Below are 11,978 nucleotides of genomic sequence, written 5' to 3'. Positions count from 1 at the left end.
ACCTACGCCCGCAGCTTTTTGCGATACCCAGGTTCTGGCCACAGGGGAGTCACCGGCCAGGACCACGCGGACGCTGTCTACCGCGGTCGTTACCACAAACGATCGCACTTCAATCCATAAAAAGATGGGCCCCGTTCGCGGGGCCTGACAGGGGCTCTTTGCATGATCAGATCCATCCACGGCCGCACCGGCTTTTTGCGGCCCACCGCGCTTGCACTCGCACTCGGTCTGTCGATCGGCGGCGTCGCGCACGCGCAGTCCAACGCCTCGGGCGTTGTATTCGGACGTACCGCGGCCGACGCCGGCACGGTCGTCCACCTGCAGAACAAGGACACGGGCTTCAGCCGTGACATCACGGTCGACGCCGACGGTCGCTACCGCGCCTCGTCGCTGCCGGTCGGCCGTTACGACGTGTCGGTCATGCGCAATGGCACCGTCGTGCAGACGCGCGAAGATGTCGCCGTCCAGCTCGGCACCGGCACGGACGTCTCGTTCGTTTCCGAAGCCACCGGCGCCCAGACGCTGGAAGGCGTGCAGGTCACCGGCAACGTGCTGCCGGCCATCGACGTTTCGTCGGTCGACTCGCGCACCGTGCTGACCTCCGAACAGCTGCAGAAGCTGCCCATCGCGCGCGACGTCACGTCCGCCGCGCTGCTGGCTCCGGGTGCCGTTGGCGGCGACTCGCGCTACGGCAACGTCGCTTCGTTCGGTGGCGCTTCGGCCGCTGAAAACCAGTACTACGTGAACGGTTACGCCGTCACCAACGCACTGACCGGCCTGGGCCTCACCAGCCTGCCCTACGACGCGATCGACCAGCAGCAGATCTACACGGGCGGTTACGGCGCCGAATACGGCCGTTCCACCGGCGGCGTGGTCAACATGATCACCAAGCGCGGCGGCAACACGTTCAAGGCAGGCGGCCAGATCGTCTACACGCCGACCGGCCTGCGCGATTCCCCACGTGACATCTACCTGGTCAATGGTCAGCTGTATCAGGACCGTGCGCGCAACAAGAGCTGGAACACCGAATACTCCGCATACATCAGCGGTCCGTTGATCAAGGACAAGCTGTTCTTCTACCTGACCGGCGACTTCATCAAGCAGGAAGGCATGACCATCGGGTCAACCGCTGCTTCGACGCATACCGACTTCAGTACGAAGACGTCGCGTTACCTCGCCAAAGTCGACTGGAACATCACGGACAGCCATCTGCTCGAACTGACCGGCTTCAGCGACAAGACGACCAATACCGACCAGATCTACGCGTACAACTACGCCACCGGCACTCGCGGCGCTTACCGTGGTTCGGCTTACACGAAGAACTACGGCACCGCAGGCGCGACGCCGGGTGGCGACGTCTACATCGCCAAGTACACCGGTTACATCACGGACAACCTGACGATCAACGCACTGTACGGCCGCAGCACCACGGAACACGTGCAGACGACCAACAGCGTCGGCGGCAGCTGCCCGCTCATCAGCGGCAGCTTCACCGTCGGCGGTCAGGCCGTCTTCCCGCCCAGCTGCTACCTCGTTGGCCAGCTGCTGGCGCCGGGCGCCAAGGACAAGACGCACGGCTGGCGCCTCGATGCCGAATATCGCATCGGCGATCACGACATCCGCGCGGGTCTCGACAACCAGACGCTGCAGTCTTTCGCCGGCAACTCGTACGAAGGCCCCGAATCGGGTCGCGGCAACGGCGGCTCCTACTACTGGTCGTATGGCAACGCCAACAAGACCGGCACGATCCAGGGCTATCCGGACGTACTGTTCTCGCCGAACCAGCGCTATGTCCAGCGCGTGTACTACTACGCGGCATCGAACGTCGAAACCGTGCAGGAAGCGCAGTTCATCGAAGACCACTGGCAGGTCACCGACCGCTGGCTGGCTTACGTCGGCCTGCGTAACGAGCAGTTCAAGAACATCAACGGCGGCGGCGACGTCTACGTCAAGCAGCGTCATCAGCTGGCCCCGCGTCTTGGCGTGAGCTGGGACGTCTTCGGCGATTCGACGCTGAAGATCTACGGCAATGCCGGTCGCTACCACCTGGCCATTCCGTCGAACGTCGCCGTGCGTGCCGCGTCGGGTTCGTACTACCTGCGCCAGTTCGGTTCCTTCGACAGCATCGATCCGGTCACCGGCGCACCGATCGGCTTCAAGCCGAACGGCAAGGAATACCCGTCGAACGGTCATGACGGCACCAACCCCGATTCGCGCACCATCGCGGCCAAGGGCATGGGCGCCTACTACCAGGACGAGTACATCCTGGGCTTCGACAAGATGTTCGACAACAACTGGACGGTCGGCGCCAAGGGCACGTACCGCAAGCTGAAGAGCTCGATCGACGACTTCTGCGATTCGCGTCCGTTCACGAACTGGGGCAAGCGCAACAGCGTCGACATGAGCAAGGCCGTCGTGTCGGGCTGCTACCTGTTCAACCCGGGCAAGGCGAATACGTTCCAGGTGAACATGGACGGCAAGGGCACGTTCCGCGACGTCACGCTCACCAAGGAAGACTTCACCAACAACGGCATCGGCTTCCCGGAGCTGAAGCGTAAGTACGTCGCGCTGAACCTGTACGCCGAACACCAGTTCAACCAGCAGTGGTACGGCAAGGTCGACTACGTCTGGTCGCACAGCTACGGCAACTCCGAAGGCATGCTGAAGTCCGACATCGGCCAGCGCGACCCGTCGGTCACGCAGGACTGGGATGCACCGGAACTGATGGTCGGCTCGAACGGCTCGCTGCCGAACGACCGCAAGCACCAGCTGAAGGCGTACGGCTACTACCAGTACAACCCCGAGTGGCTGTTCAGCGCCAATCTCACGGTAGCTTCCGGCCGTCCGGTCAACTGCCTCGGCGTGGCTCCGGGCGACCCGGTCAAGTACGGCGCCGCCTACTTCTACTGCGATGGCAAGGTTTCGCCCCGTGGCAGCCGTGGCCGTCTGCCGTGGACCGAGCAGCTTAACCTCGGTGCGGAATACCGTCCGGCGTTCGCCGACCACAAGCTGGCGTTCAACGTCGATGTGTTCAACGTGTTCACTCAGCAGCGCAAGACCAGCGTGATCGAAGTCGGCGAGAACAGCGCCGGCGCTCCGGTCGTCACGTACCTGCGTCCTGCGTCCTACAGCGCCCCGCGTTACTTCCGCTTCGCGGTTCGCTACGACCTGTAACTGTGACAAAGCGCCGCGCGGGACCTCCCTTCCGCGCGGCGTTGCTGACTTCTTCGAGATATCTCGGACCCGGCCCCCAGGCCGGGTTTTTTTATGGTTCTTCACGCACTGCGGGAACGGTCTCGTGCAGCTCATCGCTCTTTGGTTGAGGACAGTCGCTGGGCGGCTCGTGTTATCCGTGACTTGGTCGCCTCACGCTCGTGCGTCGACGCGATGCTTTCCTCCACGTCATCGCAGCATCCGGAAGAGCCGTCGGCCACCACCCTCGACGCGACTTGCGGAACCGAGCGCGGCGGGCGGACAAGGCCCGCAGGGGGCGGACCTGGACGGTCCGCCGTTTTTTCTGAGGCAGGGAGGCCGAATCAAAAAACCCCGCCCGCAGCGCGGGCGCGACGGGGCGTAAGCCATCAGACAAAAGCCGCGCAGCGGCTCTCCTTCCCCGAGCGACGGTGAAGCCGGAGCGTCGAGGGTGGTGGCCGACGGCTCTCCCCGAAACGTCCGAGCGCGAAAGCGATGGCGAAGCCGAGCCCTCCCGAATTGCAGAAAGAACCAAATAAATCGCACCGATCCCTAAAACAACAGCGTCAGAGGCGACCGTCTACCGCATTTTGCGGAAGTACCGACTTCACGTCGTAAACCACACCGCCTGGCTTCGCGAACGCGCGGATGCGTTCCGCGCCGAAGTCGCGGAACTGCGAATGCGCCACGGCGATGATGACCGCGTCATAGACGCCTTCCTCGATCTGCACGATCGGACGCAGGCCGTATTCGCGTTCGGCTTCGTCGGCATCGACCCAGGGGTCGTAGACATCGACGCTGGCCATGGAGTGCTGCAGCTCGCGCGTGATGTCCACGACGCGCGTATTGCGCAGGTCCGGGCAGTTTTCCTTGAACGCCAGCCCCAGCACCAGTACACGCGCATCGACGATATGCAGACGGCGTTCGCTCATCAACCGGATGACGCGGTCGGCGACATAGGTTCCCATGCGGCTATTGATACGCCGCGCGGCGAGGATCAGTTCGGGGTGGTAACCCGTGACCTCCGCCTTGTGCGTTAGGTAGTAAGGGTCCACGCCGATGCAATGACCGCCCACCAGACCCGGACGGAACGGCAGGAAGTTCCACTTCGTGCCCGCGGCTTCCAGCACTTCTTCCGTGTCGATGCCCAACCGGTTGAAGATCAGTGCAAGTTCGTTCACCAGCGCGATGTTCACGTCGCGCTGCACGTTCTCGATGACCTTGGCCGCCTCCGCGACACGCACCGACGAGGTCTTGTGCGTGCCCGCGCGAATGATCGTGCGATAGAGCGCGTCGACGCGCTCGGCGGCCTCCGGCGTGGAGCCCGACGTCAGCTTGCGGATGTCCACGACGCGACGCGCGTGATCGCCGGGATTGATGCGCTCCGGGCTGTATCCGCAATGGAAGTCGACGTTGAACTTAAGACTGGAGCCTGCCTCGAGAATCGGCACGCAGACTTCTTCGGTGGTACCCGGATAAACCGTGGACTCGAAAACGACCAGATCGCCCGGCGTCAGCAACTCGCCGAGCATGCGGCACGCACGTTCCAGCGGCTCCAGGTCGGGGCGCTGCGCCTCGTCGATGGGCGTGGGCACGGTCACGATATAGACATTGCGATCGCGCAGGTCGTGCACCGATTCGGTATATCGCAGGCGCGCCGCGTCGGTCAGCGCGTCCGCCGGTACTTCCATGGTGTGATCGCGGCCCGAGCGAAGCTCGGCGATGCGCGCCGGGTTGATGTCGAAACCGAGCGTGTCGTAATGCCTGCCGAATTCGACCGCCAGAGGCAGTCCGACGTAGCCGAGGCCGATGATGCCGATCCGCGGATCCGAGGTAGAGACCATGTCGCAACCGAGCTTAAAAGAAAGGAAGCGTACATGGTCGGACCGCCGATCAGGAACTGGTCGTCAGGGACGGACGGCCGTGACCTCGATTTCCACCAGGAAGGCCGGGTTCGCCAGCGCCGCGACCTGCATCGCCGAACGCGACGGCAGGTTCGGCTGTGCCGGCGTGCCGAAGAACTGCGTATAGCCCGCCATGAAACCCGCGAAGTCCATCTTGCCGCCCTTGGCCGGATCGCCCGCCAGGAAGACCTGCATCTTCACCACGTCGCCCATGCCCAGGCCCATGCCCTTGAGCTGCTTCTCGATGGACGTCAGCACGCCAACCGTCTGGGTCTTCGTATCGCCATAGGCCGCCAGGGAATCCTTCGCCGCGGAAGCATCGGCCACGGGAGGTACGACACCGCTCAGGAAAACCAGGGTCTTTCCGGCCGGTATTTCGACCGCCGCGGAAATGGGAAACGTGCTGTTCGGGATTTTGTGCCTGACGACGTCCGCGCCGAACGCGGAGGTCGAAAGAATGAAGGCGGACAGGAACATCGCGAGGTTTTTCATGGTTTCTCCGGTGGGCGAAGCGCTTTGACGTCGGCGGCGCTTAAGGTATCGGGATAATGGTTACCGAGATGGGTGCGTACGTAGTTCACCACGCTTGCGATCTGTTCGTCGCTGAACATCTGGCCGAACCCGGGCATCGCGCCACGACCGTTCATGACCATCGCGGCGGGATAGAGAGGCGCCAGCAGCTTCGGATTGCCGGCGAGCGCGGGATAGGCTCCCGCACCCGTTGCGCCCTTGCCGTCGGCCATGTGGCAGGCCTGGCACAGGTGGGTAAAGATCGTCCGGCCATCCACCGTCGCAGCGTCTTTCCGGTCGATGAAGGCATCGTCGTGTCCGGCATGCGCCATGCCCGCGATCGCAAGGGTCACCGCGAAGATCGGCATGCGCATCATGCGTGGCCTCCCGCGAGTGCGCGTCGATGCAACTGGTCGATGGCGCTCAGCGACGAGAGAATCGCGCCTTCCTGCCATGCGGGAAGATACGAGGCATGCTCGCCGGCCAGTGCAATCCTGCCGTCGACGGCGCACAGATCGGCGTAATGCTTCTCGCGCTTCTCGTCGGTCCACCAGCCGAAACAGCCCAGCGTGAAAGGCGAGCGATGCCAGGCGACAGCCATGCCGTTCTCGAACGTCTTGTCGTACTGCGGATGGATCTGCCGTCCGTATTCGAGGGCCTTGCGTATCCGCTCGGCCGGATCGAGCGCCGTGAATTCGAATGCTTCCGTGAAGAACGTATACGAGCCCAGCAGGACGCCCTTCTTCGTGCCGAAGCCGTGACTGGGATAGGACAACATGCCGATAGGCAGGTCGCTGAACGACACGCCGCCATAGATGGCATCGTCTTCCTCCCAGAATCGCCGGCTGAACTGAAGCCCGACCTTCGACGAAGACATATAGGGTACGGCGCCGATCGCGGCCGACATCGCGCTGCCTACCTGGATGGGAATCTGGCTCAGGATCGACAACGGTATGGTGCACAGGCACCAGTCCGCTTTCGACTGCTGCTTCGTGCCTGGCGCTTTCGTGTCTTCCCAGGTGACGGTGACGCCCTGCCCGTCCTGTGCGATGTCGGTCACCTTCGCGCCGTAGCGGATAAGACTGCCGACTTCGCGGGTAAAGGCGCGGGCGATCGCATCCATCCCGCCAACCGGCTGCATCATCGTCGTCTGGTATTCGTACTGATCGCTGGCGGCGATGTTGCTCCACAACCGTGCGTTGAGCACGTCGTGCAGATTCGCCGGCTTCGAGAATTCGGGTTTGCCAAGTGCTCCGCCACCCGCGTCGCGGGTATAGCCGCGATGCTCGCTGCTCTCGATGCCGGATGCGTAAGCGAAGTCCTTGTTGAGGCCGCCCCACTGACGCAGTGCCTCGAGCAGGATCTCGCGATCCTCCTTCGTTACCAGGTCGTCGAGCCGCCCTTTCGACGAGGCCTTGGCCAGCAGTTCGCTGATGCCGCCCTGAAAGTCGGCCTTGACCTCGCGCAGTCGCTGCGGCTTGCCGCCGTAGACATCGCGGCCGTGGAAATAGGCGTTGTGGTTGACCTGTACGAACGGCTCCAGCGCGACGCCCAGCTGACGGCAGTAATCGAGCACACCGTAATGGTGATAGGGAATGCGCCACGGCCCGGGATTGAAGTACTGACCCTGGTCGAACTGGCAGGTCTGGGTATGGCCTCCGAGTTCCGTATACGTATCGCCGCCGCGCAGGGTCCAGTTCCGGCCGCCCGCGCGCTGGTTGTATTCGAGTACCTGAACTTTGTAGCCGGCCTTGCGCAGTTCGTACGCCGCGACCAGCCCTGCCAGGCCCGCGCCAAGAATCAGCACGGATGCGCCGTTGCCCGAGCCGGTCAGCGGCGGCGGCCGCCGGTACGTCGACTCGGCGGCGAAACCCAGCCCCGACATCGCCTGATACATCAGCGCCCCACTCCCGGCGACGCCGATCATCCTCAGGAGCTGCCTGCGGGTCATGGGTAACGAACTGACGTTATCTGGCATGGTCTCTCCCCTCTGCCTGAAGCAAAGCACAAGAAACGGATGGCGACAACGGGGAAAACGGGGGTTGGGGGATGGGTAGTGGGGGCGTGGTTCCGGCGATTGTCCGAGGGAATGACAATCGCCCAGCAGACGTAGCGTTCGCCGGGCGATTGTCGTTCCCTCAAGCGTTCGTCGGAAACACGCCCCCACTACCCATCCCCCAACCCCCGCTTCGCTATCATTCGCCCATGCCCACAACATCCACCGACCGCTCCGCCGCCCGCCTCGCCTGGGCCCGTGCCGCCACCGGCCACCCTGGCCTCGCGCTGGTACCCGCCTCGGCTGACGCCAGCTTTCGCAGCTACTGGCGAGGCGACCTCGATGGCCGCACCGTCATCGTCATGGATTCGCCGCCCGCGCAGGAAAATCCCGCGCCGTGGATCGACATCGGCGGCAGACTCGCCGCTGCCGGCCTGCACGTTCCGGCCATCGAGGCCGTCGATGCGACGCAAGGCTTCCTGCTTATCGAGGACCTGGGCACGCGCACGTACCTGCCGGAGCTGAACACCTCGTCGGTCGACGCCCTCTATGCCGACGCGCTCGATGCTCTGGTCCACATGCAGACGCAAGTCGACACCCATGATCTCCCCGCGTTCGACCGCGCATGGCAGACCATGGAACTGGAAATCATGCCGACATGGTTCATCGAAAAGCACCTCGGTCTGCCCATATCGTGCGACGAGTGGGATGTCGTCGAAGCGGCGTTCGACACGATCATGCATGGCATCGCGGAGCAGCCGCGCACTTTCATGCATCGCGATTATCACAGCCGCAACCTGCTGATCTGTCCGCCGCATAACCCGGGCATCATCGATTTCCAGGGTGCCATGGTGGGACCGGTCACCTACGATCTGGCCTCGCTCCTGCGCGACTGCTATATCGCCTGGGACAACGAACGCGTGGAAGGCTGGGTGGAAGGCTACCGTCTGCGCCTGCTCCACACGCATATCATCGGCGAAGACATCGACAGCGACCGCTTCCGACGCTGGTTCGACCTGGCCGGATTGCAGCGGCACATCAAGGTACTCGGCCTCTTCTGCCGCCTTTGGTATCGCGACGGCAAGGCCGGCTATCTCGACGATCTGCCACGCGTACTCGCCTATGTACTCGACGTCGCGCGGCGCCATCACGAACTGGCGGACTTCGCCGATCTGATCGAACGAAAAGCAGCCAGCCGCGACATCCGCCGGCCGCTCGAAGCATGAGGCATGCCCTGATCCTGGCCGCCGGGCTCGGCGAGCGCATGCGCCCTCTTACGACGCACACGCCCAAGCCCCTGCTCGAGGTCGGTGGCAAGCCGCTTATCGTGTGGCATCTGGAAAAGCTCGCGGCCGCCGACGTACGTTATGTCGTCATCAACACATCGCATCTTGCCGATCAGTTTCCCGCTGCGTTGGGCGACGGTTCGCGCTGGGGCATGCGTATCCGGTACGCCTATGAAGGGCCGCAACCGCTCGAAACCGGCGGAGGCATCCTCAACGCATTACCGCTGCTCGGGCCCGAACCGTTCATCGTGGTCAGTGCCGATATCTACAGCGACTTCGACTACGCGTCGCTTCCAGCCGAACCGGATGGCGTAGCTCACCTCGTGATGGTTCCCAATCCCGACTGGCATGCGAATGGGGACTTCGCGCTCGCGGATGGACGTCTTTATGAAGACGATGCGCCGGCCGCCGCCGAACGGCTGACATTCGGCAATATCGGTGTGTATCGACGCGAGATCGTCAGCGGTCAGGAACCGGGGCGGTTCAAACTGTTACCGATGTATCGACGCGCCATGCAAGAAAAGACGCTTCGTGGCGAACGCTACGACGGATTCTGGCGAAACATCGGCACGCCCGCACAACGGGACGAACTCGATGCGCGGCTTCGCGACTAAACTACCGCATCTTCGGCGCCGAGCAGCTTCAGCCGCTCGTGTCCGAGCGCGAAAGCTTCGTTGTAAGCACTGGTGATATCGCTGTAAGCATGGGTGCCCGTTCTGGTTTCGATCTCTTCGCCCTGCGCATCGAGAATACGATAGCTGGAACGATAGACCGATTGACCGGTATCGTCGTCCTGCTTCATCGCCTTGGCGACAACACGAAGTTTACTGTGACTATTACTGTTGCTATTCACTAGTTGCTCCTTCCCCTGTTGCCCCATCCTGCGCCCCGCGGGAGCCGAGCGCAAGCGCCGGTCGCCACAAGGGATTCGGCACGCCATGCCGTGCTAAGTTACGGAGGTTGCACGTCAAATCGAGCTTCCGGCACGACCTGCCGCCAGCAGCGTGCCGACTCGCTCCATCGCTACGTCAATTGGACGTCCAAACGTTTATCGCTGGCGAAAATCCGGCGGCATCCGGATGGAGACATCGTCACGACGCCCCTCGTATCGCATACCTGTTCAGATCGCCTGACGTACGTCGTTCAGATCGGTGCCCGAGGCGGCGCCGGAGGCGGTGCTGCCGATTCCCGGGTCGACACCTCGGCCGCGTGCGATGCCGGTGCCGCTGGCACGCCAGCGCCAGCGTGCCCGGGTTCGGCCGGATGAAGGACCGGTACGCTGGGCAGCGCCCTGGGCGCGGACACCAGTTCCGACGACAAAGCGGCCCTGGCCGCCTGCTCGGTCATGACGACGATGCTGATACGGCGATTGATGGCGGCCGAGGGATCGTTCTTGTCGAACGGAACCGATGCCGCGAGACCCACGACACGAGCCACCTTGGCCGCCTGCATGCCGCCATCGGTCAACGTACGTCGTGCGGCGTTGGCGCGATCGGCCGACAGTTCCCAGTTGCCGTACTGGCTGTCCGCCCGGACATAGGGTGCGCTGTCCGTGTGGCCCGAGATGCTGATCTGGTTGGGCACCTGATTCACGAACCCTGCCAGCTCGTGCAGAATCTGGACGGTATAGGATTTCAAAGCACCGCTGCCCATGTCGAACATGGGCCGGTTCTGCTTGTCGACGATCTGGATGCGTAGCCCCTCGGACGTGATGTCGAGCAACAGCTGATCCCTGAACGGCGCCATCGCCTGACTCTTGGCGATCGCTTCGTTGAGGTCCTTCATCAACTGTTCGAGGCGCTTCTTTTCCTTTTCTTTCGCCAGCTTCTCGGCTTCCTCGGCACTAGGCGGAGCAAACGCGGATTCCTTGCCCGGACCGGTGGGCAGGTTCATTGCGCCACCCAGCTTGATCATGCTGGTACTCGCGCCACCGGGACCCGTTCTGCCCGAGGGCGCCATGGTCGACTGTCCCTGCGTCATGCTGGGATTTCTGAAGTATTCGGAGATCGCCGCGCGCTGCTGTTTCGTGCCGGCGCCGACGAGCCACATCACCAGGAAGAACGCCATCATCGCGGTGACGAAGTCGGCATAGGCGACTTTCCACGCACCGCCGTGATGGCCGCTGCCGCGGTTCTTTCGTCTCCGGACGATGATGACCTGTTTCAGTTCGGACATGGCGACGGCTTAACGAACGGCTTTCAGGTGCGCTTCCATGTCCTGGAAGTTCGGGCGCGTCCTCGATGTCAGCGACTTGCGGGCGAACTCGATCGCAACCATCGGGTTGTAACCGCGAAGCGAGGCAAGAAGACCGACCTTTACGCATTCGAATGCTTTGCCATCTTCTGACACCCGCGCTTCCATCGCCGCGGAGAGCGGTCCGACGAAGCCGTAGCAAAGAAGGATGCCCAGGAACGTGCCCACCAGCGCGCCAGCGATGTGCTCGCCGATAACGACGGCATCGCCATCGATGGACTTCATCGTGATGACGATGCCGAGAACCGCCGCGACGATACCGAAACCGGGCAGCGCGTCGGCCATTTTCTGGACGGCGTGCGCGGGTGCGACCGCTTCGTGATGATGGGTTTCCAGTTCGATGTCCAGCAACTGTTCGAGCTCGTGCGGGTCCATGCTGCCGCCGACGATCAGACGCAGGCAGTCCGTGATGAAGTCGACCAGATGGTGTTCGGCGACCAGACGCGGATAGGCCGAGAACAGCGAACTGGTCGCTGGGTTCTCGATATGCTCTTCCATCGCCAGCTGCCCTTCCTTACGCATCTTCACGAAGATGTCGTAAAGCAGCGACAACAGATCGACGTAGTCCTGTTTGCGGTACCTCGGCCCTTTGAAAAGAGCGGCGATGTCGCGCAGCGAGCCCTTCACGATGTCCATCGAATTGGCACTGATGAACGCACCCAGCGCGCCGCCGAAGATGATCAGCAGTTCGTAGGGTTGCCATAGTGCGCCGATGGTGCCGTGTGAAAGTACGTAACCGCCCAGTACGCTGACGAGGACAATAATGGAACCGATAATGACCAACATGAAAACATTCCTCTCAGCCAGGGACGCTCCGAACGGCAATGAGTGACAGGC

Annotated in this window: 10 protein-coding genes; 3 read left to right on the top strand and 7 right to left on the bottom strand. The window is 62.9% G+C overall.

What is annotated here, in order from left to right:
• Positions 1-162 precede the first annotated feature (162 nt).
• Positions 163-3,174, top strand: a complete 3,012-nt coding sequence (locus EC912_RS12105; RefSeq protein ID WP_132144343.1) for a TonB-dependent receptor — start codon at positions 163-165, stop codon at positions 3,172-3,174.
• A gap of 584 nt (positions 3,175-3,758) precedes the next feature.
• Here the strand turns inward: EC912_RS12105 and EC912_RS12100 are convergent.
• The 4 genes from EC912_RS12100 to EC912_RS12085 form a co-directional block, all read right to left on the bottom strand.
• Positions 3,759-5,036: a nucleotide sugar dehydrogenase gene (locus EC912_RS12100; RefSeq protein WP_132144341.1), complete on the bottom strand. Its 1,278-nt coding sequence runs from the start codon at positions 5,034-5,036 to the stop codon at positions 3,759-3,761.
• Between the two features lie 63 nt (positions 5,037-5,099).
• Entirely contained in the window at positions 5,100-5,588 is a 489-nt protein-coding gene (locus EC912_RS12095; RefSeq protein WP_132144339.1) for a RidA family protein, read from the bottom strand.
• Positions 5,585-5,983 (bottom strand): c-type cytochrome, encoded by a 399-nt coding sequence (locus EC912_RS12090; RefSeq protein ID WP_207906829.1) that lies wholly within the window; start codon positions 5,981-5,983, stop codon positions 5,585-5,587. The genes EC912_RS12095 and EC912_RS12090 overlap by 4 nt, the downstream gene beginning before the upstream one ends.
• Positions 5,980-7,557 carry a flavin monoamine oxidase family protein gene (locus tag EC912_RS12085; protein ID WP_132144679.1) on the bottom strand — a complete coding sequence of 526 codons (1,578 nt, stop codon included), beginning with the start codon at positions 7,555-7,557 and terminating at the stop codon, positions 5,980-5,982. The genes EC912_RS12090 and EC912_RS12085 overlap by 4 nt, the downstream gene beginning before the upstream one ends.
• 254 nt (positions 7,558-7,811) lie before the next feature.
• Between EC912_RS12085 and EC912_RS12080 the strand changes: the two genes are divergently transcribed.
• Together EC912_RS12080 and murU are read left to right on the top strand one after the other, a co-directional pair.
• Complete coding sequence (locus EC912_RS12080) at positions 7,812-8,828, top strand: aminoglycoside phosphotransferase family protein (RefSeq protein ID WP_132144337.1); 1,017 nt, start codon at positions 7,812-7,814, stop codon at positions 8,826-8,828.
• Complete coding sequence (murU, locus tag EC912_RS12075) at positions 8,825-9,502, top strand: N-acetylmuramate alpha-1-phosphate uridylyltransferase MurU (protein ID WP_132144335.1); 678 nt, start codon at positions 8,825-8,827, stop codon at positions 9,500-9,502. The genes EC912_RS12080 and murU overlap by 4 nt, the downstream gene beginning before the upstream one ends.
• On the opposite strand, the gene EC912_RS12070 is transcribed toward murU, so the two are convergent.
• From EC912_RS12070 to motA, 3 genes are all read right to left on the bottom strand, one after another.
• A complete protein-coding gene (locus EC912_RS12070; RefSeq protein WP_132144333.1) occupies positions 9,499-9,741 on the bottom strand; it encodes a hypothetical protein in 243 nt (80 codons plus the stop codon). The two genes, murU and EC912_RS12070, sit on opposite strands and share 4 nt — an antisense overlap.
• Positions 9,742-10,031: 290 nt before the next feature.
• Complete coding sequence (motB, locus tag EC912_RS12065) at positions 10,032-11,063, bottom strand: flagellar motor protein MotB (RefSeq protein WP_132144331.1); 1,032 nt, start codon at positions 11,061-11,063, stop codon at positions 10,032-10,034.
• A 9-nt stretch (positions 11,064-11,072) separates the two neighbouring features.
• Positions 11,073-11,927 (bottom strand): flagellar motor stator protein MotA, encoded by an 855-nt coding sequence (gene motA / locus EC912_RS12060; protein WP_132144329.1) that lies wholly within the window; start codon positions 11,925-11,927, stop codon positions 11,073-11,075.
• Between the last annotated feature and the right edge of the window lie 51 nt (positions 11,928-11,978).

It is taken from the genome of Luteibacter rhizovicinus (assembly GCF_004342265.1).
GTDB lineage: Bacteria > Pseudomonadota > Gammaproteobacteria > Xanthomonadales > Rhodanobacteraceae > Luteibacter > Luteibacter rhizovicinus_B.
The sequence above is the reverse complement of the archived record's forward strand: the minus strand, read 5'-3'. Positions and strand labels throughout refer to the sequence as shown.

Coding starts and splice junctions, on each gene's coding strand:
- EC912_RS12105 (WP_132144343.1), top strand. CDS start 163: ATGATCAGATCCATCCACGGCCGCACCGGCTTTTTGCGGCCCACCGCG.
- EC912_RS12095 (WP_132144339.1), bottom strand. CDS start 5,588: ATGAAAAACCTCGCGATGTTCCTGTCCGCCTTCATTCTTTCGACCTCC.
- murU (WP_132144335.1), top strand. CDS start 8,825: ATGAGGCATGCCCTGATCCTGGCCGCCGGGCTCGGCGAGCGCATGCGC.
- EC912_RS12085 (WP_132144679.1), bottom strand. CDS start 7,557: ATGACCCGCAGGCAGCTCCTGAGGATGATCGGCGTCGCCGGGAGTGGG.
- EC912_RS12080 (WP_132144337.1), top strand. CDS start 7,812: ATGCCCACAACATCCACCGACCGCTCCGCCGCCCGCCTCGCCTGGGCC.
- EC912_RS12090 (WP_207906829.1), bottom strand. CDS start 5,983: ATGATGCGCATGCCGATCTTCGCGGTGACCCTTGCGATCGCGGGCATG.
- motB (WP_132144331.1), bottom strand. CDS start 11,063: ATGTCCGAACTGAAACAGGTCATCATCGTCCGGAGACGAAAGAACCGC.
- EC912_RS12100 (WP_132144341.1), bottom strand. CDS start 5,036: ATGGTCTCTACCTCGGATCCGCGGATCGGCATCATCGGCCTCGGCTAC.
- motA (WP_132144329.1), bottom strand. CDS start 11,927: ATGTTGGTCATTATCGGTTCCATTATTGTCCTCGTCAGCGTACTGGGC.